This is a genomic window from Streptomyces sp. NPDC059740 (assembly GCF_042733155.1).
Classification (GTDB): Bacteria; Actinomycetota; Actinomycetes; order Streptomycetales; family Streptomycetaceae; genus Streptomyces.
Genome location: NZ_JBHWGP010000021.1, coordinates 21,158 through 45,117 on the forward strand (window position 1 = coordinate 21,158; position 23,960 = coordinate 45,117).

General features: G+C 75.5%; 21 protein-coding genes. 10 read left to right on the plus strand and 11 right to left on the minus strand.

Translation table 11 applies throughout. From position 1 onward, the window contains the following. Nucleotides 1-23: 23 nt before the first annotated feature. The 3 genes from ACFV3R_RS22330 to ACFV3R_RS22340 all read right to left on the minus strand — a co-directional run bounded on the left by ACFV3R_RS22330 (nt 24) and on the right by ACFV3R_RS22340 (nt 2,671). On the minus strand, nt 24-992 hold the full coding sequence (locus ACFV3R_RS22330) for a DUF979 domain-containing protein (RefSeq protein ID WP_385585766.1): 969 nt from the start codon (nt 990-992) through the stop codon (nt 24-26). Then, nucleotides 989-1,726 (minus strand): DUF969 domain-containing protein, encoded by a 738-nt coding sequence (locus ACFV3R_RS22335; RefSeq protein ID WP_385585769.1) that lies wholly within the window; start codon nt 1,724-1,726, stop codon nt 989-991. Before ACFV3R_RS22335 ends, ACFV3R_RS22330 begins: the two co-directional genes overlap by 4 nt. A 174-nt stretch (nt 1,727-1,900) precedes the next feature. Continuing rightward, entirely contained in the window at nt 1,901-2,671 is a 771-nt protein-coding gene (locus tag ACFV3R_RS22340; protein WP_385585772.1) for a GntR family transcriptional regulator, read from the minus strand. Between the two features lie 354 nt (nt 2,672-3,025). Here ACFV3R_RS22340 and ACFV3R_RS22345 point away from each other — a divergent pair, with 354 nt between their 5' ends. The 3 genes from ACFV3R_RS22345 to ACFV3R_RS22355 are packed head-to-tail and all read left to right on the plus strand — an operon-like array spanning nt 3,026 to nt 5,303. Beyond that, the gene (locus tag ACFV3R_RS22345) at nt 3,026-3,778 is read left to right on the plus strand and encodes a LamB/YcsF family protein (RefSeq protein WP_385585947.1); all 753 of its coding nucleotides are present in this window, start codon (nt 3,026-3,028) and stop codon (nt 3,776-3,778) included. A 2-nt stretch (nt 3,779-3,780) separates the two neighbouring features. Next, nucleotides 3,781-4,422 carry a 5-oxoprolinase subunit PxpB gene (pxpB, locus tag ACFV3R_RS22350; RefSeq protein ID WP_385585950.1) on the plus strand — a complete coding sequence of 214 codons (642 nt, stop codon included), beginning with the start codon at nt 3,781-3,783 and terminating at the stop codon, nt 4,420-4,422. Continuing rightward, nucleotides 4,419-5,303, plus strand: a complete 885-nt coding sequence (locus tag ACFV3R_RS22355) for a biotin-dependent carboxyltransferase family protein (protein ID WP_385585775.1) — start codon at nt 4,419-4,421, stop codon at nt 5,301-5,303. The genes pxpB and ACFV3R_RS22355 overlap by 4 nt, the downstream gene beginning before the upstream one ends. Before the next feature lie 52 nt (nt 5,304-5,355). Here ACFV3R_RS22355 and ACFV3R_RS22360 read toward each other — a convergent pair whose 3' ends face one another. Further along, complete coding sequence (locus ACFV3R_RS22360) at nt 5,356-6,777, minus strand: HEAT repeat domain-containing protein (protein ID WP_385585778.1); 1,422 nt, start codon at nt 6,775-6,777, stop codon at nt 5,356-5,358. 355 nt (nt 6,778-7,132) lie between these two features. Here ACFV3R_RS22360 and ACFV3R_RS22365 point away from each other — a divergent pair, with 355 nt between their 5' ends. After that, nucleotides 7,133-8,569 (plus strand): PP2C family protein-serine/threonine phosphatase, encoded by a 1,437-nt coding sequence (locus ACFV3R_RS22365; protein WP_385585781.1) that lies wholly within the window; start codon nt 7,133-7,135, stop codon nt 8,567-8,569. 109 nt (nt 8,570-8,678) lie between these two features. Here the strand turns inward: ACFV3R_RS22365 and ACFV3R_RS22370 are convergent, their stop codons facing one another. Beyond that, entirely contained in the window at nt 8,679-10,157 is a 1,479-nt protein-coding gene (locus ACFV3R_RS22370) for a hypothetical protein (RefSeq protein ID WP_385585784.1), read from the minus strand. 409 nt (nt 10,158-10,566) lie between these two features. Here ACFV3R_RS22370 and ACFV3R_RS22375 point away from each other — a divergent pair, with 409 nt between their 5' ends. Beyond that, nucleotides 10,567-11,721, plus strand: a complete 1,155-nt coding sequence (locus ACFV3R_RS22375; RefSeq protein ID WP_385585786.1) for an aminoglycoside phosphotransferase family protein — start codon at nt 10,567-10,569, stop codon at nt 11,719-11,721. Between the two features lie 260 nt (nt 11,722-11,981). Further along, nucleotides 11,982-14,072 (plus strand): N-acetylmuramoyl-L-alanine amidase, encoded by a 2,091-nt coding sequence (locus ACFV3R_RS22380; RefSeq protein WP_385585789.1) that lies wholly within the window; start codon nt 11,982-11,984, stop codon nt 14,070-14,072. 246 nt (nt 14,073-14,318) lie between these two features. On the opposite strand, the gene ACFV3R_RS22385 is transcribed toward ACFV3R_RS22380, so the two are convergent. From ACFV3R_RS22385 to ACFV3R_RS22410, 6 genes are all read right to left on the minus strand, one after another. Then, nucleotides 14,319-14,816 carry a hypothetical protein gene (locus ACFV3R_RS22385; protein WP_385585792.1) on the minus strand — a complete coding sequence of 166 codons (498 nt, stop codon included), beginning with the start codon at nt 14,814-14,816 and terminating at the stop codon, nt 14,319-14,321. Nucleotides 14,817-15,012: 196 nt separating this feature from the next. After that, nucleotides 15,013-15,888, minus strand: a complete 876-nt coding sequence (gene aroQ / locus ACFV3R_RS22390; RefSeq protein WP_385585795.1) for a gamma subclass chorismate mutase AroQ — start codon at nt 15,886-15,888, stop codon at nt 15,013-15,015. Between the two features lie 56 nt (nt 15,889-15,944). After that, nucleotides 15,945-16,637 carry an alpha/beta fold hydrolase gene (locus ACFV3R_RS22395; RefSeq protein ID WP_385585798.1) on the minus strand — a complete coding sequence of 231 codons (693 nt, stop codon included), beginning with the start codon at nt 16,635-16,637 and terminating at the stop codon, nt 15,945-15,947. Nucleotides 16,638-16,715: 78 nt separating this feature from the next. Next, entirely contained in the window at nt 16,716-17,504 is a 789-nt protein-coding gene (locus ACFV3R_RS22400; RefSeq protein ID WP_385585953.1) for a VOC family protein, read from the minus strand. Nucleotides 17,505-17,869: 365 nt separating this feature from the next. Next, complete coding sequence (locus ACFV3R_RS22405) at nt 17,870-19,444, minus strand: phytoene desaturase family protein (RefSeq protein ID WP_385585800.1); 1,575 nt, start codon at nt 19,442-19,444, stop codon at nt 17,870-17,872. An 84-nt stretch (nt 19,445-19,528) separates the two neighbouring features. Next, the gene (locus tag ACFV3R_RS22410; RefSeq protein ID WP_385585956.1) at nt 19,529-20,401 is read right to left on the minus strand and encodes an oxygenase MpaB family protein; all 873 of its coding nucleotides are present in this window, start codon (nt 20,399-20,401) and stop codon (nt 19,529-19,531) included. A 295-nt stretch (nt 20,402-20,696) separates the two neighbouring features. On the opposite strand from ACFV3R_RS22410, the gene dhaK reads away from it, so the two are divergent. From dhaK to ACFV3R_RS22430, 4 genes are all read left to right on the plus strand, one after another. Continuing rightward, nucleotides 20,697-21,689 carry a dihydroxyacetone kinase subunit DhaK gene (gene dhaK / locus ACFV3R_RS22415; RefSeq protein ID WP_385585803.1) on the plus strand — a complete coding sequence of 331 codons (993 nt, stop codon included), beginning with the start codon at nt 20,697-20,699 and terminating at the stop codon, nt 21,687-21,689. A gap of 127 nt (nt 21,690-21,816) precedes the next feature. Further along, complete coding sequence (gene dhaL / locus ACFV3R_RS22420; RefSeq protein ID WP_385585959.1) at nt 21,817-22,383, plus strand: dihydroxyacetone kinase subunit DhaL; 567 nt, start codon at nt 21,817-21,819, stop codon at nt 22,381-22,383. After that, complete coding sequence (locus tag ACFV3R_RS22425; protein WP_385585806.1) at nt 22,380-22,790, plus strand: PTS-dependent dihydroxyacetone kinase phosphotransferase subunit DhaM; 411 nt, start codon at nt 22,380-22,382, stop codon at nt 22,788-22,790. Before dhaL ends, ACFV3R_RS22425 begins: the two co-directional genes overlap by 4 nt. A gap of 78 nt (nt 22,791-22,868) precedes the next feature. Next, on the plus strand, nt 22,869-23,846 hold the full coding sequence (locus ACFV3R_RS22430) for an acetylxylan esterase (RefSeq protein ID WP_385585809.1): 978 nt from the start codon (nt 22,869-22,871) through the stop codon (nt 23,844-23,846). Nucleotides 23,847-23,960 lie beyond the last annotated feature (114 nt).

A 23,960-nucleotide genomic window follows, 5' to 3' on the forward strand; every position in this document is an offset into this window, starting at 1 on the left:
CGCTGTCGCCGGCTGGGGCCTGCTCAGAAGGCGAAGAGGGCCATGATGACGACGTTGCAGGCCAGCAGGGCGCCGGCGGTGGGGGCCTGGGCCTTGATGGGCCCGTAGGGGTCCTTCAGTTCCAGCAGCGCCGCGGGGACGGTGTTGAAGTTGGCCGCCATGGGCGTCACGAGGGTTCCGCAGAACCCGGCGAGCATACCGAGGGCGAGGACGGCCGGCGGGTTGCCGTGGTAGTGGCCGATGAGGACCGGCCAGCCCACCGCCGCCGTCATGACGGGGAAGGCCGCGAAGGCGTTGCCCATGACGGTGGTGAAGACGAACATGCCCACGCAGTAGACGACGACGGCAGCCAGGCGGGACCCGTCGGGCAGAAGGGCCTCGGTGAGGCGGCCGACCTGGTCGCCGACGCCGGACTGCTGGAAGATGGTGCCCAGGGTGGCGAGCATCTGGGGCAGCAGCATGGCCCAGCCCATCGCCTCCAGCATGGAGCGGGCGGACTGCAGCGGCACCGAGGGGCGCCGCTCGCGCAGCATGACCATGCCGACGGCGAGGGCGACGACCGCACCGATGCCGAGTCCGAGGATGGTCTCGCTGCCGGTCTCCAGCAGCGGCCGGCCGCCGAGGCGGACGTGCTTGGCGCCGACCGCGCAGAGCAGCGCCACGACCGGGGTGGTGAGGGCGGGGACGAAGAGCTTGTTGCCGAACCTGCGGGCCAGTGCGCGGCGTTCCTCGGTGCTGGTGGTCCGGGGCGTGCCGCGGCCGGTGAAGCCGAAGCCGGCGAGGACGGCGAGGACGAGTACGACGGCGCCCAGCGGTTCGGCCGGGGCACGCCCGTCGGCGACGAAGGTGCTGTAGAGGAAGCCGGCACCGATGAGGCCCCAGAAGGCCGCGGAGCCGTAGCGCTTGGGATTGGTGCGGTCGACCGCCATCTGGCAGGCGAGCGCCAGGAAGATGAGGCCGACGAGCCAGTAGAACGCCTCTGCCTTGATCACTTGGCCACCTCCCCGTCGGCTGCCGGGCCCTCGGGGGCCGGGCCGGTCGAGGGGCGGGCGGAGGCCGCCGCGGCCTCCCGGGCCAGGTACCGGTCCATGCGCAGCATCCGCCAGCCGTGCAGGAGGAAGGCGCAGAGCGCGGAGGGGACGGCCCACACGGCGAGCTGGAGCGGCTCCAGGTGGGTGTGGTAGGTGGTGTTGACGAAGGAGGCGATCAGCAGGATCGAGCCGACGGCGAGGAAGATGTCCTCGCCGAAGAACAGTCCGACGTTGTCGGCGCTGGCGGCGTAGGCGCGTATGCGTTCGCGGGCACGGGCCGGGAGGCTGCCGTGGCTGCGTTCGGCGGCGCCCTCGGCCATCGGGACGGCGAGCGGGCGCACGGTCTGGGCGTGGCCGAAGACGTTGGTCAGGCCGACCGCGGCACCGATCTGGCGCATCCCGAGGTAGAGCGCGAGGAACCGCCCGGCGGTGAGCTTGGCGAACCGGCTGATCAGGGTGCGCGCCTGTTCCTGCAGTCCGTAGCGTTCGAGCAGGCCGATCACCGGGAGGGTGACGGCGAAGATCGTCACGGATCGGCTGCTGGCGAACCCCTCACCGAAGGCGGCGAGGACCTCCCGGGGCGAGAGGTGGCCGAGGAGCCCGGTGGCGATGCCGGCGACCGCGACGACGAGCAGCGGATTGCGCCGGGTGGCGAAACCGAGGACGACGAGCAGTACGCCGAGGAGCACGATCATGGGGACCGCCTTTTCGCGTACACGGCTCCACGGGAGGGAACCGGGGGTCGTGACACCTCGGCCGTGACGGTACGAGGTTGCGAGGAGGCTAAAAGATCGTTGAACAATCCCACAATAGGTGTCCGACATCTGGTGGGTGTCGCCCTCGTCACGTCCCCCGGCGCACGGCCCGCCTCAGGGCCGCGGACGCCCCGCACCGCCCACCCGGCGGCCGTAGGCGGCGGAGAGCTGTATCCGGGAGTCCTCCAGGTAGGAGGCCATCAACCGCTCCGCCTCCGGGGCGTCGCCGCTCTGCAGCGCCTCCAGGATCTGCCGGTTGCGCACCAGGTAGGGCGCGTGGAAGCGGCGGGGATCGGCCATGACGTGGAAGACCAGGCGCAGTTCGGCCAGGACGGCGCGCATCAGCTCCTCGGTGCGCACGCTGCCCGCGAGGGAGACGACGGCCTGGTGGAAGCGGATGTTGGCGGTGGACAGGTCCTGCCAGGCCTGGTCCCGGTTGGCGGCCTCGCCCGCGAGGACCGCGGCCTCGACCGCCGCGAGTCCCGCGGGGTCGAAGGGCGGCTCCCCCAGCTCCCGGAGCACGGCGCACTCCACGTAGGCGCGGACCCGGTAGATGTCGTCCAGGTCCTCGGTGGTCACCAGCCGCACGAAGACGCCGCGGTTGAGGCGGTGGACCAGCAGACGTTCGCGGGTGAGCAGGCGGAAGGCCTCACGCAGGGTGTTGCGGGAGACACCGAGGGCACCGCCGATGCTCTCCTCCGACAGGCGCGAACCGGGCGGGAAGGAGCCGGTGGCGATCCGGTCGCGCAGCACGTCGGCCACCCGCTCCGCGGTGCCGGCCCGACCCAGCGCCGCGCGGTCGGCGGCGAGTCCTGCGCCCGGGGCGCCCGGGGCGGGCACTCCCACCGCGCCCGCGACCGGCGAGACCTCCGCGGCGTTCTTCATGGCTGCGCTCACCTTGCTGCTCGTGGGCGCGGCGCGCCCGTCTGCCGGGGCGGAAGACCCCCGGGCCGGAACCGGCACCGAGTCAACCCCGGACGGGCGGGGCAGGACAACGCCGGTCACCGTCCGGCGCCCTCAACCCACGTCACATCTTGCCGGATTGTTGAACGATCCTTACCGTTGACCCATCGCCGGCCGGCCCGGTGCCCCTGGAGGGGCCGCCGCGCCGCACGCGCCGGCCGCTCGCACTCGGGAGAGGGATTGACCAGCACCACGCCACCGCCCCCGGCCACCGACACGACTCCCCCGGCTCCCGGCACGACCCCGGCCGCGCCCGGCACCGGACCGGCGCCGGGGGTGATCGACCTCAACGCCGACCTCGCCGAGGGCTTCGGGCGCTGGGAGCTCACCGACGACGAGGCGCTGCTGGAGGTCGTCACCAGTGCCAACGTCGCGTGCGGCTTCCACGCGGGCGACCCCTCCACGATGCGCCGCGTCTGCGAACTCGCCGCCGAGCGCGGTGTGGCGATCGGCGCCCAGGTCTCCTACCGGGACCTCGCCGGGTTCGGCAGGCGCACGATGGACGTACCCGCCCGCGAGCTGGCGGACGAGATCACCTACCAGATCGGCGCGCTGGAGGTCTTCGCCCGCGCCGCGGGTTCCCGCGTCTCCTACGTCAAGCCGCACGGCGCCCTGTACAACCGCTGCGTGCACGACGCGGAGCAGGCGGCGGCCGTCGTCGCCGGCGTGCTCGCCGCCGGGGCGGAGCTGCCCGTCCTCGGCCTGCCCGGGTCGCGCCTGCACGAGCTCGCCGCCGGGGCCGGGCTGCCGGTGGTGGCCGAGGCCTTCGCCGACCGCGCCTACACCGACGAGGGGACGCTGGTCCCCCGGCGGGAGGCGGACGCGGTGGTCCACGACCCGGACACCGTGGTGGCACGGGCACTGGACATGGCGCACGGCCGCGGGGTGGTCTCCCGCGACGGGCGGCGGGTGCCGGTCGGGGCCCGTTCGCTGTGCGTCCACGGCGACACCCCCGGGGCTGCGCGGCTCGCGGCACGGGTCCGCCGCGAGCTGGCGGAGTCCGGCATCACGGTGCGGAGCTTCGCGTGAGGGTGGGTCGGGTGCTTCCGGTAGGGGACCGGGGGCTGCTGGTGGAGTGCGAGGACGAGGCGGAGGTCGCGGCGCTCCACGCCGAGCTGCTCCGCCGGATCGCCTCGGGGGCCTGTCCGCCGGTGCGTGACGTCGTCCCGGCCGCGCGGACCGTGCTGCTGGACGGCGTGGCCGAACCGCAGGCGCTGGGGGCCGAGCTGGCCGGGTGGGAGTTCGCCCCGCCCGCCGGGAGCGCGGTGCGCAGCGTCGAGATCCCGGTCCGCTACGACGGTCCGGACATCGCCGACGTCGCCGCGCTGTGGGGGGTGCTCCCCCACGAGGTGGGCCAGGTGCACGCCGCAACCGAGTTCCACGTGGCCTTCTGCGGCTTCGCGCCCGGCTTCGGGTACCTGACGGGACTGCCCGAGGAGCGCCACGTGCCCAGACGGGCCACCCCGCGCACCAGCCTGCCGGCCGGCTCGGTGGCGTTGGCCGGCCCGTACACCGGCGTCTACCCACGCTCCTCCCCCGGCGGCTGGCAGCTCATCGGCTCCACCGACGTCGTCCTGTGGGACCCGCGGCGGGAGCCGGCCGCGCTGCTGACGCCGGGCACCCGGGTGCGGTTCGTCCCCGTGCCCACAACCGGCGGGGAGGTGCGCGGATGACCGGGATGCTCCAGGTGGTCCGCGCCGGCGCGCTGACCACCGTCCAGGACCTGGGGCGGCCGGGCCACGCCCACCTGGGGGTGCCGCCGTCCGGCGCCCTCGACGAGCCCGCCCACCGCCTCGCCAACGCCCTGACCGGCAACCCCGCCGGGGCCGCGACGCTGGAGACGACCATGAACGGGTGCGCGGTGCGCGTCCCCGCCACCGTGACCGCGGCGGTCACCGGAGCGCCGTGCCCGGTGCGGGTGGACGGCCGCCCCGTGGCGTGGGGCACGGCGGTGCGGGTGCCGGCCGGCGCGGTGCTGGAGGTCGGCACCGCCACCCACGGCCTGCGCTCCTACCTGGCCCTGGGGGGCGGGGTGGCGGTCGAGCCGGTGCTCGGCAGCCGCTCGACCGACCTGCTCTCGGGGCTGGGCCCCAAACCGCTCGCCGACGGGGACGCACTCCCGCTCGGAACGCCGTCCGCCGCGGCTCCCGCGGTCGACTGGGCGCCGCCGCGCGGGCCGGCGCTGCCCGTCCGCGAGGTGGTGCTGCCGGTGCTCCTCGGCCCCCGGGAGGACTGGTTCAGCCGGAAGGGCCTCCAGACGCTGGCGGCCGGCGAGTTCACGGTGTCCTCCCGCAGCAACCGGATCGGCCTGCGTACCGAGGGCGACCGGGTCGAGCGGGACCGCGAGGGCGAACTGCCCAGCGAGGGGATGGCGTTGGGCGCTATCCAGGTGCCGCCCGACGGTTCGCCGGTGCTCTTCCTCAACGACCACCCGACGACGGGCGGCTACCCGGTGGTGGGCGTGGTCCCCGCGGTGCACCTCGCGGCTGCCGCGCAGGCGGTCCCGGGCACCCCGGTCCGCTTCGAGGTGCGGGGGCGCCGGCCCGCACGGTGAGGCGCCGGCGCCGCGCCGCCCGGGCCGGGCCGGGCGCGGCGCGGCGGGCGGCTCAGCCGGTGGTCGCGTCCGGCTCGAAGCGGCTGCGCACCGCCGTCTGCACCTCGGCCTCCTCGGCGGGGTCGGTCGCCAGCCGGCGGAGCTGCTCGACGACCCGGTCGTCCGCGGTGGCGGCATGCCGGGCGGCGAGTTCGCGGGTGGTCTCCTCGCAGTCCCACAGGCACTCGACCCCGAAGCCCGCGGGGAAGCCGGGGTCGGTGACGGCGAGCGCCGCGGCGGCGCGACCGCGCAGCCGGGAGGAGCCGGTCTCGCGGTAGACGTGGCGCAGGACGGGCGCGGCGCAGTGGACGCCGAGCCGGCCGACGCCGTCCACGAGATCGCCCAGCGTCTCGGCGTCCGCGCCCTGGTGGCGCACGGTCCACCGCAGGGCGGCGAGCACCGCCACGGCGTCGCCGCGGGTGCCGTGGCGGGCCAGCATCGCCGAGGCCGCCAGCCCCAGCGGGTCCGGGCGCGCGGCCCAGACCCGGGCCTGCCGCAGGACGCCGGGGCCGCGCATGCCCGTGAAGGTGTGGAGGGCCGCGGTGAGGAGTTCACTGTCGGCGGCGGGGTCGGCACAGGCGGCGTGGAGCAGGTCGAGGGCTTCGGGGTCACTCCGGTCGGCCAGGTGGCGCAGGGCGGCGGCGCGGGCCCCCGTCGGGCCGCTGCGGGCCGCCTCCAGCAGCACCGGACGGTCCTGCGGCGTCGCCACCGCCAGCAGGCAGCGGGCCGCGGCCGCGTAGCGCCATTCGCCGCACCGCCGCAGGCCGTCCTCGCACCACTGGAGGATGTCGACGACGTTCCACCCCGGCCGCGGACCCTGGTGGCCGAGCTGGCGCTGCCAGCGGTCGAAGCTGCCGTGCTCGCGTGCCGCCCGCAGCCGCCCCGCGTGGCGCGGGTCCTCCGCCCAGAGCTGCCAGGGGCGCGGTTCGAAGGCGTCACGGACGGTGACGGCGAGGTCGGCGTCGCCCTCGGGGGTGACGGGGAACCGGTCGAGGACCGGGGTGGCGAGCGAGGCCAGTCCCGCGTCGTCGTCGTGCAGGGCCAGCTCGTCCAGCGCCCAGCGCCAGTTGGCGCCCCGGGCGGTGTAGGCGCGCAGCAGCAGCACCGCGGACCGCCTGCCGTAGGAGGCGAGGTGGCCGAGGACCGACAGGGCCAGACCGGTCCGCTCCTCGCGGGTGTCGGTCGCGTCCTCGGGGTCGAAGAGGTGGCGCTCGATTCCCTCAAGGCCGCCGTCCAGCTCGACGTAGAGGCGGGCGTAGTAGAGGGAACGGTTCTCGACCTGCCAGTCGCGGCGCGGGTCGTGCGCCACGCAGGAGTCGAGAGCCGCCAGCGCCTCGCCGCGGGGGGCGGCGAGGGCGTGCAGGGTCCCGTCGCCGCGGCCTCGCTGGAGGAGGCCGAGCAGGGTGCCGCTGGGCGCTATGTCTGGATCGAACATGAGGTCAGCATCCGGTGCGGGGGGCGGGCTGGCAACGGGATTTCCGTCTTCCCCATTGTTGCCGGGTACAGGGGGGCCGGAACGGCCGGGGCGGCTTTCCCACTGGTCGGGGCCGGTGGCGGCGGCCCCGTGGGGAGTAACCGGGGGTAGGTGGGGAACGATACATTCCGGCGTCCCTCCCGGTACGCCCGGCGCAGCCAATGGCATATGCCAGCGTCACCACCGTATCGGGTAGTGCCAAAGCCCTGCCGTGCAGCAGCGAGCTGTGCGAGAGTCATTGTCCCGGCCCTTTGCATCAGACCTGGCCCACCTGGTCGCGTCGGCGGTCAGGCGCCGCCTGATTTCGGAGTACGTCATGCCGTCCCGTGTGTCCGCGGACCGATCCACGCCCCAGCCGCCCGAGCGCGACGCGGTGGAGGCGCTCATCACGCAGGCCCGCCGGCTGCGTGGGGGGCTGGCCGCCGTACGTCCCGACGCCGAGACCGAGGACGACCGGCGGCTGCGCTGGCAGCAGGCCCTGTGCGACCTCGCCGCACACCAGCTCGACGACCTCGACGGCCACCTCGGACAGCTGCGCGAGGGCCTGCCCCTGGAGGAGCCGGCCCAGGAGCCGCAGCCCGCACCGCCCACCCCCGCACCGGTGAGCCACGGCTCCCTGGTCAGCCGCGTGGGCAGCGGTGAGTGGAACCTGCTCACCGACGAGGTCCAGTGGTCCGCCGAGATGTACCAGGTGCTGGGCCGCGATCCCGCCGAGGGCCCGCTCACCCTCGACGAACTCCCCTCCCTCGTCCACGTGGAGGACCAGCCGCCGCTGGCCACCATGGTCACCGACTGCCTGGTGGACGGCAGGCCGATCGACGGGGAGTTCCGCCTGGTGCGGCCCGGCGGCGAGGTCCGCACCGTGCACATGACGGGCGAACCGGTGCTCGCCGACGACGGCTCCACGGCCTGCATGTGGGCGGTCCTGCGGGACGTGAGCGCACTGCGGCGCAGCCAGTCGGCGTTGCGGGAGAGCCGGGAGTCCCTCCGGCGGGAGGAGGACCGCGCCCGCGACCGGCACCGCCTCACCGTGGAGTTGCAGGAGAGCGTGCTGCCTCCCTGGCGCGGCTCCTTGCGTCTTCCGGCCGCGGGCCCGACGGCTCTGGAGGTGGCCGCCCGCTACCTCCCCGCCGAGAACCGCGCCCTCATCGGTGGCGACTGGTACGACGCCCTCCCCCTCCCGGACGGACAGGCCCTGTTGACCGTCGGCGACCTGACGGGCCACGGCCTCACCGCCACCTCGACCATGGCGACCCTGCTGGGCGCCCTGCGCGGCATGGCCGTGGCGGGCCAACGCCCCGGTCCTCTCCTGGGTTGCCTCAACCACCTCCTGGAGACCGGCTCCCAGCCCGCGCTGGGCTCGGCACTGTGCTGCCTCTACTCCCCCGCCACCCGAGAACTGACCTGGTCGCAGGCCGGCCACCCGGCGCCTGTCCTCTTCCGTGGGGGCGCGGGCCGGGTGTTGACACCGCCGGCCGGGGTCCTGCTGGGGGCGACCGGCGGCAGCGCCTACGACGAGGCCACCGAACACCTGCTCCCGGGGGACCTGTTGGTCCTGCACACGGACGGTCTGGTGCCACGCCGCGCGCAGGCTCCCGGTGCGGGGCTCGACGACGCGGACCACCTGCTCACCCTGGCCCCGCGCTTCGCCTCCTGCCGGGACGCCCAGGACGCGCTGCGGCTGGTGGTGGAGGAGTTCGGGGCGGCAGGCCGGGAGGACGACGCCTGCGTGATGGTCGCCCGGGTGGCCTGAGGGGGCACGGGCCGCCGCTTCGTCGCCTCGTCTAGGGGAGCCGGGCAACGCGCTGTCCTGCCAGCACTCCTGCCAGCCGTCCGGTACGGGCGCCGGGAGGGGGCCGGTCTCACACCTCCGCGGTACGCGCCGCCCGTGCGGTGGTGGCGGGGCCGGGGAGCACCTCGGCGATCTCCTCCCGTAGCTGCCGCACCGACGGGTGCTCCGCGTAGGTGGCGCTGAGGCGGTACATCTGGCGCAGCCTGTGCCAGGTGCGCTGCGAGGACGTCTCTCCCATGGCCCCGAGCGCCAACCGCGCGTAGCAGTCGGCCTGTTCCGGGTCCTCGGCGAGGTAACAGGCCGAGGCCAGGGAGAGGTAGTCGAAGATCTTCGACCGCTGCCTGCCGTGGGCGCGCAGCTCCAGTGCCCGCCGGGCGTGACGCTGGGCGAGCGGCGCCGCCTGCGGGTCGTGGTCGGCGAGGGTGCGGTAGGCCAGGGCCTGCATGCCGTGGAGGTCCGCCTCGTCGAACATCTGCATCCAGCCGGGCGGTTCGAGGTCGCCCCTGTCGGCGACGAAAAGCTCCTCGGCCTCGCCGAGGGTGCGGTGCACCGCCCGCCCGTCGCCCCTGGCCGCCTGGGCCCAGGCCTCGACGGTGTGCAGCATCGCGCGGGTCCGCGGCAGGGTGGTCTCCCCCGAGCCCGACTGGGCGAGCCGCATGAGGTCCAGGGCCTCGTCGGGACGGCCGAGGTGGACCATCTGGCGGGCGGCGCGGGACAGCGCCTCGCCGGCGCGGGGCCGGTCCCCGCTCTCCCGGGCGGCGTGCACGGCGATGACGAAGTACTTCTGCGCGGTGGGCTCCAGGCCCACGTCGTGGGACATCCACCCGGCGAGCACCGCGAGGTTGGCGGCGACGGCCCACAGGCGGCGCTGGAGGTGGTCGGGGTGGTGGTAGGTGAGCATGCCCCCCACCTCGTTGAGCTGGCCGACCACCGCCTTGCGTTGCAGGCCTCCGCCACGGGAGGCGTCCCAGCGGCGGAAGACCTCGACGGAGTGCTCCAGCGCGTCGATCTCCTCCGCGCCGACCGGCGCGGCCTCGTAGCGGTCGGCGCCGCCCGGCAGGCCGGCGGGGCCGGTGCGGGCCGCGAGGTCCGCGTGGGGGGACGGGTCGGTGTGCAGCCAGTCGGTGAGGGCGCCGCTGATCACGGAGCCGGCGGTGAGTGCCGCTCCGGCACCCACCACGCCGCGTCGGTTGAGCATGAGGTCCATTCCCGTGAATTCCGTGAGGACCGCTGCGGTCCGCTCCGGCGCCCACGGCAGACCGCCGACGGCCTGCGCTCTCCCTGCACGCCCGGAACCCGCGAACCCCAGGTCCTCGGTGGTTACGACACGGCCGAGACGCTCGGTGAACAAGGTCGCCAACACCTGTGGCACGGGGTCACGGGGGCTCTCGCCGAGGTCGATCCAGCGGCGCACCCGTGAGGTGTCGGTCGCCAGCTGGGGGTGGCCCATGGCCGCCGCCTGCCGGTTGACCAGTCGCGCCAGTTCCCCCTTGGACCACCCGGCCATGCCGAAGAGGTCCGCGAGACGGGTGTTCGGCTCTCTGTCCACGTCAAGCCCCCAGGTTCCTCGACTGGGTTGACAGTAACCGCCGCTGACAGGGGCTGGGGACATTCGCCAGGGTTCGCCAGGGTGCGCCACGTGGTCTGCCACCCATGGACCGCTGTTCTGTAGATCTGCGACCCCCGACCCGGTGCCGCGAGCGCACTCCCCAGGGTGTGTTCAGCGGTGACACCACCACCAAGGGCGCGGACCGCCGCCCCGCACACCCCTCCCCGTGCGGCGGGCGCGGCGGGCCGCCGGGGCGTGGCGACCGCCGGACAGCACCTCCGGGGACGGAACCTCCGTACCCCGGCGTCCCGGTGAGCGCCACACCCCCGTCACCCGCGGTACCGGCAGCCACCGGCCGGGGTTCGGAGCACTCACCGACCGTCGGCACACGAAGGGATCTGTCTCACTCATGTACGCAGCATCGCCCGCCGTGGCCGCCCCGATCCGGCAGTACCGTCCGCGCCGGCCCGGCAGCGGCCCGTACCTGTCCCCCTCCCCCGGCTCGCCGGCCGCCGCCGTCGCCCCGGGCGCCGCCCTTCCCGGCCTCGGCGGTCGGCCACGCCGGGGCCCGGCCCAGAGCGGAAACCCCGTGAGCGGCAAGCTCGACCTCTCCGGACCGCACGGGGCCCAACTGCGGGCCGCCATCGGCGCGGTGCAGCGGGTCTGCCCCGAGTTCCACCCGGTGCAGGCGCTGCGGCGGGGCGGCGTGGCGGTGCTCCTGGTGGGCACCACGGGGCGCGCCTCCGCGGTGGCCAAGTGCCTGCTGGACACCTCGCCGGCCTGGCAGGAGAGCTTCCGGCAGGAGATAGCCGCCTACCGTGCCTTCGTGCGCCACCGCCCGCCGGTCCGGGTGCCGCGTCTGGTGGCGGCCGACCCGGACAGCTGCACGCTGGTCGTGGAGCGGGTGCCGGGCAGAGTGGTCTCGGTCCAGCGCCACCCGAGCACGGCGCCCTCGCAGACGGACGTCCGCACCGCGCTCGGGGTGCTCGGCCAGCTCAACCAGTGGCGTCCCCCGGCCGGCCTCTTCGACGCACCGCTGGACTACCCCGGCCGCATCAGCCGGTACCACGACCTCGGGCTGCTCACCGACCGCGACCTGGACGACCTGCACCAGTTGCTGCGCGGACTCGGCGGCGCACAGGGCCAGTTCTGCCACGGCGACGCGCTGCTCAACAACCTCCTGCTCTCCCCGGCGGGTCCGGTACTGCTCGACTGGGACAACGCCGGCTGGTACCTGCCGGGCTACGACCTGGCCACGCTCTGGTCGGTGCTCGGTGAGGCGCCGGGGGCCCGCCGTCAGATCAGCCAGCTGGCCCAGGCTCAGGGGCAGGCCGCCCGCGACGCCTTCCTCGTCAACCTCATGCTCGTGCTCACCCGGGAGATCCGCCGGTACGAGAGCGCCGTACAGCGGACCATGCGGGAGCAGGACGCGGTCCCGCCGGCTGCCGGGGGGCAGCCGGCCGGGCCGACGGTCGGCGAGGAACAGCGCCTGCTGCTCCGGCGTCTGCACGACGACTGCCAGCTCGCGCGCCGTGCGGTGCGTGCAGCGGTCGGCACCCGCTGACCCCGCTGCCCGGGCGGGTCGCGGCACCCGGCCGCGACCCGGGCAGGCACGGCGGCAGCGTGCGGTCAGGGGCTCCCTGCGGGGGAGGGCCCTGAGGCGCGGAGGCGGCGGTCGGTGTGCCGGACCGGTGGTGTCGGCGACGCGGCGGTTGCGGAGCATTGACGGATCGTCGGCCAGGCGATAGCCATAGGCGGATTCCGCCCCGTACGGCCGGTGGCGCACGTCGGGCTGCCGGGCCGCGCCGGTCTGAGGAGGCTGCCTTGCCCAACTCGCGACGCTCCGCCTTCACCGCCCCGTACCGTCCTCCGCGCCATTCCCGCCCCGCAGCACCCCGCCGGGCGGTGACGGCCCTCGCGGCAGCCGCACTGCTCAGCTCGCTGGTGGCGGCCGTGCCGTCCGCCACGGCCGGGCAGCCCGACTCCGGGTCGCTCCAGCGGGCGTTCAGCGCGGCCGCCGCCCGTTACCACGTGCCGGTCGACGTCCTGTTGGGCGTCGCCTACCTGGAGTCGCGGTGGGACGACCACGGTGGGGCCCCCAGCGTCTCGGGCGGGTACGGCCCCCTCCACCTCACCGACGCCCGCGCCGCACTCGTCCGCGACGCGGCAACCGCCGTCGCGCCGGGCGGGGACCTGGCTCAGGACGTGGTGGCCGGTCGGGGCGATGCCGCCCGGCCGCAGCGGCCGGCGGTCCAGCCCGCCTCGCGCACCCGCGCCGCCGCCCCCGCCCGACTACCGGCGAGGCTGACCACTCTGCCGCGCGCCGCCGCCCTCACCGGCCTCCCCGCGCAGGCCCTCCGCACCGACCCGTCGGCCAACGTCAGCGGCGGGGCGGCGCTGCTCGCCGCCGAACAGCGCCGGCTCGGCCTGCCGGCGAGTGCCGATCCGGCCCGCTGGTACGCCGCGGTGGCCCACTACGCGGACCCGGACGGCGGCCAGGCCGCGACGGGCTTCGCGGACGACGTGTACGAGGTCCTGCGCACCGGGGCCGCCAGGACGACGGACGCGGGGCAGCGGGTGCGCCTCACCGCCTCCCCGGGCCTCACCCCGGACCCCGCGCAGGCGACCGCCCCCGCAGCACGGGCCGGCACTGCCGCAGGAGCCCGCCCGGCCGCCGCGACCGCTGCCACCGCCGCCGATGCGGAGCTGCCGCTGGAGTGCCCCCGCCACCTGACCTGCGAGGCGGTCCCCGCCCCCTACGCGGAGTTCGGTGACGGCGACTACGGCAACCACGACAAGGCGGACCGGCCGAAGGACGAGAGCATCGACTCCATCGTCATCCACAGCACCGAGGGCTCCTGGGAGACGACGCTCAAACTGATCAAGGACCCAACCTATGTGTCGTGGAACTACACGATCCGTTCGGCCGACGGCCTGGTGGCGCAGCACGTGCCGACGAAGGACGTGGCGTGGCACGCAGGAAACTGGTACGTCAACGCGCACTCAATCGGGATCGAGCACGAGGGGTTCCTCGCCGCCCCCGACGCCTGGTTCACGGAGTCGATGTACCGGGCCTCCGCCCGGCTGGTCCGCTACCTGGCGGACCGCTACGACATCCCGCTGGACCGCCGGCACATCCTGGGCCACGACAACGTGCCGGGCACCACGGCCGCCACGGTCTCGGGGATGCACACCGACCCGGGCCCGTACTGGGACTGGGCGCACTACTTCACCCTGCTGGGCAGGCCGTTCCACGCCTCGGCCGGGCCCCGCTCCCAGGTGGTCACCATCCGTCCCGACTACTCGGCGAACAAGCCCGCGTACACCGGCTGTGAGAAGGCCGGCCAACCTTGTGCCCCGCACGGCGCTGCGGCGGTGATGCTCCGCACGGAACCCCGGGAGTCCGCTCCGCTGGTACAGGACCTGGGGCTGCACCCGGACGGCTCCCCCTCGACGAGCGACGTCAACGACGTGGGCGCCCGGGCCACGACCGGTCAGCAGTACGCGGTGGCCGAGCGGCGCGGGGACTGGACCGCCGTCTGGTACCTGGGGCAGAAGGCGTGGTTCCACAACCCGCGTAGCGCACCCACGGCCGTACCGACCGCCGGGAGGCTGCTGAGCCCCAGGCCGGGGCTGAGCCAGGTCCCGGTGTACGGCCGCGCCTACCCGGAGGCGTCCGCCTACCCGCAGGGCGTCCCGGTGCAGGCGGTGAGCCCGCTGCCGTACCGCATCCTGCCGGGGCAGAGCTACGTGGTGGGGGGCAGGGTGAGCGCCGACTACCTCTACGCGCCCACCTTCGACGTCTCGCAGCACACCGTGGTGCACGGCAAGGACACGTACTACGAGGTCCAGCTAGGGCACCGGGTGGCCTACGTGCGCGCGGCCGACGTGGTACTGCACTCCTCACGTCGCTGAACGCTTCGGCTGCGCCGGTCCGGGTGGGTCGACCGGGCCGGCGTGGTGCCCTCCCGCCGCCGTCGCCACCGGCTCACCACGGCCGTGACCGGCACCGTGTGCACCTGACGCCGGCGTGTTCGCCGGGGCCGTTTTCCGCCCGTCGCGCGGAGCCGCCCGGGGTGAGCCGCGGCATCCGCAGGGAGCCCCCGGGCGGGCGGCCGGCCGGCGGACGTCCGTCGGCGCGGGGGACGCCGGCGGTGGGGATCAGGTCTGGAACATCTCCGCCGGCAGCGGCTTCAGCAGCGCGTACAGGTCGTCGGTGATGGGCCGGTCCCAGCTCGCGATGGTGACCTGCACGCCGTCACTGCGGTCGAACTGCGCGCAGGAGATGCGGCCTTCGGAGCACTTCACGCGGCGCACGATGAGGAGGTTGTCCTGGTGCATGACGGGGACGTCCTCGACCTCGACGACGCTCACCGGCTCGTCGTTCTCCAGTGCCGCGAGGAGCTGCCCGACCTCGAACGGCACCTGGCCCTCCGGCAGCTCCCGGGCCGGGGACCCCTCGGGGAGGTTGCCGATGACCATGGCGGGACCACGACCGCCGAAGAGGTCGTACCGCAGGAAGACGCCCTGGCAGCTGCCGTCCTCCCCGGGCAGGAGTCCGGCGCCCAGGTTGCCCGGCCAGTCCCCGGGGTCCATGGCGAGGACGTCGAAGTCGGGCCCGGCTGGGGTGGCGGCTTGGCGACGGCGGAGGAAGGACATGCAGCCATCGTACGTGGCCGCCGGCGGTGTCCGGCGGGGGCCGCCCGCCCGGGGAGGCCGGAGCCGCCCGCCCGCTCCCCGCCGTCCGCGGTGCACGGCGCGGTCGGCCTCCTGCCGGTGCGGGGCGAAGGCTTTGGCGTGGCCGCCGAGGCACCCGGGAGACGGCCCGCCGCCCGTCGGTCCCCGGCCGGGACGGCTATCGCGTGGTTCCGCCGGAGCCCGCGGGCGCCGGGGGGTGCGGCGGTGGTTCGCAGACGGAGGCGAGGGCGTGGACGAGGGCCCGGTAGTGCACGGCGTCCCACTGCCGCACGAGCCGGGTACGGGTGAGGTCGGCGGTGAGGAGCGGCCGGCAGGCGGCCGACGTCCGCAGCGGTGTCGAGTCGGCCAGGGCCCGCGTCAGCTCCCGGTCGGCCCGGTCGATGCGGGTACGGAGGACGGCGAGGTCGGGTCGGTCGGCGGGGGCGTGCGACGGGTGGCGCCGCCAGTGGCGCAGCAGGGCCCGCTGCACGCTCTTCCCGGCCTCGATCTGGTCGCGGGCGACGGCCCGCGCCCGGTCGGGGTCGAGGCCGGCAGCCGCAGCCCGGTCGGCGGCGGCGTCCAGCACCACGCGCTCGCGGGCCGGGTCGGCCACGGGGCGGCCGGTGTGCCACTTGGCTGCGGCCACCAGGTCGCCCACCGCCAGGCGGTCGGCCGACCACCGCGTCACCGCCCCCAGCGCCTGCCCGGGTTCGCGGCGGACGCCGGCCGTGCCGGCCGTGGTGACGGCGGCGGCCGGGGCTGCGGAGTGCGCCCGGCCCGCGGTGGCAGGAGCGGGCGACGGGGGCCGCCCCGGGATCGCCGCGGCTGCTGCGGGTGCCGGGCCGGGGGCGGTCACGGCGAGCCAGAGCGCCGCCGTGAGGGCCACACCCAGCGTGCGGGCCGGGCGGTGACGGCGGGCCACCGGGCCCGGGCCGTGCGCGCGACCCTGTCGCGCGGCCTGCTGCCGTACCTGTCCTCGGGCCTGCTGCCCGAGGTCTCGGCCGGACCGCCGCCCGGCCTTGAGCCGGTCCTCCCGACTGGTCCTCGGTGCCACAGTCGCTCCGTTCTCCCGGGGTGTCGGGGCCTTGCCGGGTACCGGCCCGTCCGTCCTCATCCGGTGAGGAACGCGCACACGAGGTCGAGGTACTCGCCGGGCCGCTCCTCGTGGACGAGGTGGCCTGCGCCCTCGACGGTGGCCAGCCTGCCGTCCGGGATGCGTGCGGCGAGTTCGGCCATCCGGTCCTGGGGCAGGTGGCTGCCCTCCCCGCCCGCGATGACGAGGGTGGGGGCGGTGACGCCCTTGACGGCGTCCCACCAGCGCGGGTCGGGGGCGTTGCGCTCGGCGACGACGGCCTCCTTGGCCCGCCAGTCGAAGGGGAGCGGCCCGGAGGGTTTCTGCGGCACCTGTTGGGGCGGGTCCGCGGGCAGCGGCGAGGGCGACTCCTCCAGGACGAGGCGGGAGACGGTCTCGGGGGCGTCGGCGGCGAGCAGCAGGGCGGCGAGGGCGCCGAGCGAGTGGCCGACGAGGGCGACCGGGGCGAGGTCGAGGGCCGCGACGAAACCGGCCAGGTCGTCCCGCCAGCCTTCGAAGGAGTAGGAGCCGTGGAACGTGCTGGCGCCGTGGCCGCTGAGGTCCGGGGCGAAGACCTGGTGGGTGGTGGCGAGCCGGCCGGCGACGCCGCGCCAGTCCTCGCCGTCCTCGCCCAGGCAGTGGGCGAGGACCAGGGGCGGGGCGCCCGCCTCCCCCCATGTCCGGTAGGCCAGTTCCCTGCCGTCGATCCGTACCGTCCGCACGTCGCTCATGGCGCGGTGCCTACCCGGCGGCGGCCCGGCGCACGCGTCGCCGGGCCGGGTGGGGCCACCGGTTCGGCCGGACGCCGGTCAGCCGGCGGCCGGGGTGAGGAGCGCGAAGGTGGCCTGGGAGGGGTCGAGGAGCATGGCCAGACGTCCGATGCCGGGGGCCTCCATCGGGGGAATGATGACGGTGGCCCCCGCCTGGGTGGCCCTGCCGACCGAGGCGTCGCAGTCGGTGGTGGCGAAGTAGGGGTGCCACTCGGAGCGTGAGCCGTGGTCGAGGTGCTCCTGCTGGAGTTGCAGCAGTCCGGCGTGGGCCTTCTCAGCGGTGCTGCCGGCGGGCGAGGCCACGAAGTAGGCGCTGAAGTCGCCGACCGGCGTCTGGCGGACCTCCCAGGCGAACACCTCGTGGTAGAAGTCGCGGGCGGCCGGGGCGTCGGTGGTGTAGAGCTCCACCCAGGTGAGCGCTCCGGGCTCCGCCACGACGTCCAGGCCCTTGCGGTCGCCCGGCTGCCAGACGGCGAAGCGGGCGCCGGTCGGGTCGGTGAGGGCGGCCGTGCGCCCGGCGGTGAAGACGTCCCTGGGGGCTGAGCGGACCGTGCCGCCGGCCCGGGTGACGGCCGCGGCGGTGGCGTCCGCGTCCTCGCACTGGAAGTAGAGCGTCCAGGCGGCGGGGGCGCCCTCCTCCGTCAGGGGTGCCACCGCGGCGACGATGCGGCCGCCGAGTTCGAAGAAGCCGTAGCCGCCCGCCCCCGGCCCGGCGGAGCGGAACTCCCAGCCCAGGACGGTGCCGTAGAAGGCCGCGGCGGCATCGACGTCGGGCGCTGACAGGTCGGCCCAGCTGGGCGAACCGGATACGTAGGGGGTGGTGAGCACTCGTCCTCCGGGCGTGTCGGTGCGGGCGCCGCCGGGCGGGCCCCGGTGGCGGACGGCGCTGCTCAGGATCGCAGGCACCCCTGACAACGGACGGTGCTGCCGCGCCGGCACCCGGTGGACCGCCCTGCCCGGCGTTCCTGACGACCTGCCGCTCCCGAGGCTCCGGTCGGCCCACCGCTCCCGGCGTCCCGGTCGCCCCACCACTCCCGCGTCCCGGTCGGCCCACCACTCCCGGCGTCCCGGTCGATCCACCGCTCCCGGCGTCCCGGTCGGGCGTCCGGGCATCCGCCGCCGCTCGTCCGGCCACGCCTGCGTGTCCCGGACGCGCCCGGCCTCAAGGTCCCGGCCGGACTCCTGAGGGCCCGTCAGGGGGTCTCCAGCACCGCCATGGCGGCGTTGTGGCCGCCGATGCCGCTGACGCCGCCGCCGCGCACCGCCGCGGCCCCGCACAGCAACACGTTCGGGTGGTCGGTGGCCACGCCCCAGCGGCGTGCGGCGGCCGTGGCCCCCTCGTCGTCCGCCGGCTGCCCGGGGGACAGGTGGGGGAAGGCCAGCGGGCCGTGGAAGATGTGGCCGCCGGGCAGGCGCAGGTCCCGCTCCAGGTCGTGCGGGCCGGCCGCCTCCAGGCAGGGGCGGCCCTCGCGGTCGGTGGCGAGGACGTCGGCGAGCGGTTCCGCCAGGTGGCGTTCGAGCTGTGCGGTGACGGCGGTCAGCAGGTGTTCCCGGGTGGCGTCGGGGTCGTCGGTGAAGAGCCTGGCGGGGGCGTGCAGGCCGAAGAGGGTGAGCGTCTGGTAGCCGGCGCGCACCAGACCGGGGCCGAGGACGGAGGGGTCGGTGAGGGAGTGGCAGTACAGCTCGGCCGGTGGGACGGCCGGCGTCCGGCCGGCCGTGGCCTCGCGGTAGGCGGCCTCCAACTCCGCGTACCCCTCGGCGAGGTGGAAGGTCCCGCCGAAGGCCTCGCGCGGGTCGACGTGCGGGTCCCGCAGCCGCGGCAGGCGGGTCAGCACCATGTTGACCTTGAGCTGGGCGCCTTCGGGAGCGGGTGTCCGGTCTGCCGCCGCCGGCCCGGACAGGGTCTGCGGGGCGGCGTTCAGGAGCACCGTGCGGGCCGCCACGACGGTGCCGTCGGCGCAGGTGACCTCGGCGGTCGTGCCGTCGGTGGCCACCCCGGTCACCTCGGCCCGGGTGGTCAGGTGCGCCCCGGCGGCACGGGCGGCGGTGGTGAGTGCCTCGGTGAGGGCTCCCATGCCGCCCAGCGGGACGTCCCAGTCGCCGGTGCCGCCGCCGATGACGTGGTAGAGGAAGCACCGGTTCTGGGCCAGCGAGGGGTCGTGGGCGTGGCTGAAGGTGCCGATGAGGGCGTCGGTGAGGACGGTGCCGCGGACCAGGTCGTCGGAGAAGGTCTGCTCCAGCACCTCTCCCAGCGGTCGTTCGAACAGGGCCTGCCAGGTGTCCTCGTCGTCGATGCGGGTGCGCAGTGCTTCGCGGTCGGGCAGCGGTTCGGTGAGGGTGGGGAAGACCCGTTCGGCCACCCGCCCGGTCATGGCCGAGAACCGTTTCCAGGCCTCGTACTCGCGGTCGTCGCCGGTCAGCCGGTGGAAGGACTCCCTGGTGCGGGCGGGGTCCCGGCTGACGAGGAGGCCCGTCCCGGCCTCGCGGGAGGCGGCGCTGTAGGAGTGGACGGCCCGTCGCCGTACCGCGAACCGCAGTCCGAGGTCGTCGACGATCTTCCGGGGCAGGAGGCTGACGAGGTAGGAGTAGCGGGAGAGACGGGCGTCCACGCCCGGGAAGACGCGGGCGGACACCGCGGCCCCTCCGGTGTGGCCGAGCCGTTCCAGGACGAGGACGCTGCGGCCGGCGCGCGCCAGGTAGGCCGCGGCCACCAGGCCGTTGTGTCCGCCGCCGACGATCACGACGTCATAGCTGGTCCGCTTCGACATGTTTCTTGGTAGCACGCCGTGAGACCTCTGGCCAGAGGGCGAGGAAGCTGCTCGACCGGCCCGCCCGACGGCGGCTCTCAGTCCCTACGGGTGCCGCACCGGCACGGCCGGCACCGCCCCCGGGGCCGGGCGGCTGCCGGGGCCGAGACGTGCGACGGCCCGCAGGATGTGGCGGGGCGGCAGACTCCAGCGGAGCCGGGCGGGAAGCGCCCGCAGGGCCGCACCGGTCCTGCGCAGGCGGCGGGTCACCACCTCGGGCGGCGGCGAGGGGCGGCCGTAGAGGTCCCGGGCGAACGGCGGCAGCGTGTCGTAGGCCAGCCCCGACAGGTGGCGCCACAGCGTCGCGCGCAGGGGCAGCAGCGGCAGGGGGACGGGGGGCCGCCGCAGGAACGCCTCCACCTCGCGCGCCCCCGCCGCGACCGACAACCCGGGCAGGGCGCCCTGCAGGTAGGCGTCCAGGGACGCGGTGTCGCCGGGCACCAGGGTGGGGTCCAGGCCGACCAGCGCGGCCGACGCCCGCTGCTCCCGGACGTAGGCGTCGGCCTGCGCGTCGTTGAGGGGGAGCCCGGAGCGGCGCACGACCGCGAGGTAGGAGTCGACCTCCGCGCAGTGCACCCACAGCAGCAGCTCGGGCTCGTCGACGCCGCGGCGCCGGCCGTCGACGGGGTCGGTGAAGGACAGATGGCGGTGGACCCGGCGGACCCGGGCCGCCGCCTCCTCGGCGTCCTCGGTGCGGCCGTAGGTGAGCGCGGCGACGAACCGCGCGGTGCGCAGCAGCCGGCCCCAGGCGTCCCGGCGGAAGTCGGAGTTCTGGAGCACCCCCTGCACGGCGCCGGGGTGCAGCGCCTGGAGGTAGAGCGCGCGGACGCCGGCGATCCACATCACGGGATCGCTGTGCAGCTGCCAGGTCACCGAGCCGGGGCCGAACCAGCCGGCGTCCCGTCCCCGCCACCGCACCGGCTCCGGCACCGGCTCCGGCGGGCGCTGCCGTTCCTCGTCCTGCGTCACCTGGTCCTCCCTGACGTCGCGTCGGGTCGCTGTGGGCCTGCTCCGGCGGCGTCCGTGCCGCCTCGGCGGGCCGGGCCGCCGGCCCGGACGGGTGCGGGCCCACCCGCCCAGTGTGCGTCCCCCGCGGCGGGGTGGCCGCCTCCGGCGTGACCGGCGCCGCTTGTACGTTGATACTGGTACGCACGGTGGTGGCGGCGCGAAGGGGCCCGCCCCGCGGCCGGGCAGCCAACCCTCGGAGGAACCCGTGAAGACGCTGATGAACGTTGCCGAGACGGTGGTCGACGACGCGCTGCGGGGGATGGCGGCGGCCCACCCGGAGCTTCTGGTGGAGGTGGAGAACCGGGTGGTGGCGCGCCGCGACGCGCCGGTGGCCGGGAAGGTCGCGCTGGTCTCGGGCGGCGGCAGCGGACACGAGCCGCTGCACGGGGGCTTCGTCGGTCCCGGCATGCTCGACGCGGCCTGCCCGGGTGAGGTCTTCACCTCCCCGGTCCCCGACCAGATGGTGCGCGCCGCCACCCTGGTGGACAGCGGCAGCGGCGTGCTGTTCCTGGTGAAGAACTACACCGGTGACGTGCTGAACTTCCAGATGGCGGCGGAACTGGCCGAGGAGGACGGGGTGCGGGTCGCCTCGGTGCTCGTCGACGACGACGTGGCGGTGACCGACTCCACCTTCACCGCGGGGCGGCGCGGCACCGGGGCGACGCTGTTCGTGGAGAAGATCGCCGGGGCCGCCGCGGACGAGGGGCGGGACCTGGCGGAGGTCGAGGCGGTGGCCCGCCGGGTGGTCGCCGCCTCCCGCAGCTTCGGGGTCGCGCTGACCGCCTGCACCACGCCCGCCAAGGGCTCCCCCACCTTCGACCTGCCCGCCGACGAGCTGGAGCTGGGCATCGGCATCCACGGCGAGCCGGGCCGGGAGCGCCGGGCCATGATGACCTCACGGGAGATCGCCGACTACGCGGTGGACGCGGTGCTGGACGACCTCTCGCCCGAGGGGCCGGTACTGCTGCTGGTCAACGGCACCGGCGGCACCCCGTTGCTGGAGCTGTACGGCTTCAGCGCGGAGGTGCAGCGCCGCCTGACCGAGCGGGAGGTACCGGTGGCGCGCACGCTGGTGGGCAACTACGTCACCTCGCTCGACATGGCCGGCTGCTCGGTGACGCTGTGCCAGGCGGACGAGGAGATGCTACGGCTGTGGGACGCACCGGTGGCGACGCCGGGCCTGCGCTGGGGGCGCTGAACCCCGGCGGGGCCCCTGCGGGCGGGCCCCGCCGCCATCCGCGGCCCGCGGGCCGCACCGACCTCGATCGAGAAGGAGTGTGACCGTGCCGGAGACGGCCCTGGACACCGCAGCCCTCGTCCGCTGGATGACGGCCTGCGCCGCGTACGTCGAACGGGAGGAGGACCGCCTCACCGAGCTGGACTCGCCGATCGGCGACGCGGACCACGGCGGCAACCTGCGCCGCGGCTTCGCCGCCGTCACCGAGGCCCTGGCGGCCGAGCAACCCGCCACGCCCGGTGAGGTGCTGACCGGCGCGGGCCGCCGACTGGTGTCCAAGGTGGGGGGTGCCTCGGGCCCCCTGTACGGCACGCTGCTGCGGCGTACCGGCAAGGCGCTGGGCGACACACCGCAGGTCTCGCGGGAGGAGCTGGCCGAGGCGCTGGCCACCGCGGTGGACGCCGTCGCGCAGCTCGGCGGTGCCCGGCAGGGCGACGCGACGATGCTGGACGCCCTCTACCCGGCGGTGGAGGGGCTGCGGACCTCCTACGCCGCCGCGGCCGAGGCGGCGGAGGGCGGCGCGGCGGCCACGGAGCCGCTCCAGGCCCGCAAGGGACGCGCCAGCTACCTCGGGGAGCGCAGCATCGGCCACCGCGATCCGGGGGCGGCCTCCTCGGCGCTGCTGTTCGCCGCGCTCGCGGAGGTGGCCGGATGAGCGGCGGCGCGCTGGTCGGCGTGGTCCTGGTCTCGCACAGCGCCTCCGTCGCCGAGTCGGTGGCCGAGCTGGCCAGGACGCTGGCCGGCGGCTCCACCACGGTGCCGGTGGCGGCGGCCGGCGGCACCGAGGACGGTTCGGTGGGCACCAGCTCCGAACTGATCACGCAGGCCGCCCGGCAGGTCGACGGCGGGGCGGGGGTGGCGGTTCTGGTGGACCTCGGCAGCGCGGTGCTCACGGTGAAGTCGCTGCTCGCCGAGGGCGACGAACTGCCCGAGGGGGCGCGGCTGGTGGACGCGCCGTTCCTGGAGGGTGCGGTGGCAGCGGTGGTCACCGCCTCGACGGGCGCGGACCTGGACGCGGTGGCGACCGCGGCCGGCGAGGCGTACGGCTACCGCAAGGAGTAGTGCGGAGGGTCGCACGGGACGGCACCGGCGCGCCATGCTCGTCGGTGCCCGTCCCGTCCCGCCCACCGAGGAGGCAGCGTGCCCCTGAGCGACATGAGGCTCGACGCACTTGAGGCCTACCGGCCGTCCCTGCCCGAGCCCGCGGACTTCGACGACTTCTGGGCGGCGACGCTCGCGGAGGCCCGGGCCCACGACCTGGCTCCGCGTTTCGCTCCCGTCGGGACACCACTGACCCAGGTCGTCCACGAGGACGTGGAGTTCACCGGTTTCGCCGGGACCCGCGTCCACGCCTGGCTGGCGCTGCCCGCCGGTGCGTCCGGACCCCTGCCGTGCGTGGTGGAGTTCCCCGGTTACGGCGGCGGACGCGGCCTCCCGGTGGACCAGCTCCTGTACGCCTGCGCCGGTTTCGCCCACCTCGGCGTCGACGTCCGGGGGCAGGGCGGCGGGTGGCGCTCCTCCTCGACCGGCGACGAGTGGTGCGAGGACGGCCCGCACCACCCCGGTTTCCTGACCCGGGGCATCCGTTCCCCGCGGACCGCCTACTACCGGCGGGTCTTCGCCGACGCGGTGCGGGCGGTGGAGGCGGCCCGGGCGCACCCGGCCGTGGACGCCTCCCGGGTGGCGGTGGCGGGGACCAGTCAGGGCGGTGGGCTGGCGCTGGCGGTGGCGGGGCTGGTGCCGGACCTGGTGGCGGTGGCGCCGTCCGTGCCCTTCCTGTGCCACATGCGACGCGGCGCCGAGATCGCCACCACCGGCCCGTACCTGGAGGTCGCGGGCTACCTGAAGGTGAACCGGGCGCTGACCGGAATCGCGTTCGAGACCCTGTCGTACTTCGACGCGGTCCACCACGCGGCGCGGGCCACCGCTCCCGCCCTGTTCGGGGTGGGTCTCATGGACACCACCTGTCCGCCCTCTACGGTCTACGCCGCGTACCACTCCTACGCCGCAGAGAAGCGCATCGAGGTCTATCCGTTCAACGGCCACGAGGGCGGGGAGAGCGACCACCTCGTCAAGCAGCTCGCCTTCCTGCACGCGGCGTTCGGTCCCGGCGCCTGAACACCGGGTGGTTTCGGCCCCCTTCCGCCGGGCCTCGCCGGCCCTGCGGACACCGGCCACGCCACGTCCGACGGTCCGGACGGGCGCGGCCGCACCGCAGGCCGGTGGCCGAAC

Excerpts from the sequence above, each read along its gene's own strand:
- ACFV3R_RS22335 (WP_385585769.1), bottom strand. The coding sequence starts at position 1,726 with ATGATCGTGCTCCTCGGCGTACTGCTCGTCGTCCTCGGTTTCGCCACC.
- ACFV3R_RS22340 (WP_385585772.1), bottom strand. The coding sequence starts at position 2,671 with ATGAAGAACGCCGCGGAGGTCTCGCCGGTCGCGGGCGCGGTGGGAGTG.
- ACFV3R_RS22355 (WP_385585775.1), top strand. The coding sequence starts at position 4,419 with ATGACCGGGATGCTCCAGGTGGTCCGCGCCGGCGCGCTGACCACCGTC.
- ACFV3R_RS22360 (WP_385585778.1), bottom strand. The coding sequence starts at position 6,777 with ATGTTCGATCCAGACATAGCGCCCAGCGGCACCCTGCTCGGCCTCCTC.
- ACFV3R_RS22365 (WP_385585781.1), top strand. The coding sequence starts at position 7,133 with ATGCCGTCCCGTGTGTCCGCGGACCGATCCACGCCCCAGCCGCCCGAG.
- ACFV3R_RS22375 (WP_385585786.1), top strand. The coding sequence starts at position 10,567 with ATGTACGCAGCATCGCCCGCCGTGGCCGCCCCGATCCGGCAGTACCGT.
- ACFV3R_RS22385 (WP_385585792.1), bottom strand. The coding sequence starts at position 14,816 with ATGTCCTTCCTCCGCCGTCGCCAAGCCGCCACCCCAGCCGGGCCCGAC.
- ACFV3R_RS22395 (WP_385585798.1), bottom strand. The coding sequence starts at position 16,637 with ATGAGCGACGTGCGGACGGTACGGATCGACGGCAGGGAACTGGCCTAC.
- ACFV3R_RS22405 (WP_385585800.1), bottom strand. The coding sequence starts at position 19,444 with ATGTCGAAGCGGACCAGCTATGACGTCGTGATCGTCGGCGGCGGACAC.
- dhaL (WP_385585959.1), top strand. The coding sequence starts at position 21,817 with ATGACGGCCTGCGCCGCGTACGTCGAACGGGAGGAGGACCGCCTCACC.
- ACFV3R_RS22425 (WP_385585806.1), top strand. The coding sequence starts at position 22,380 with ATGAGCGGCGGCGCGCTGGTCGGCGTGGTCCTGGTCTCGCACAGCGCC.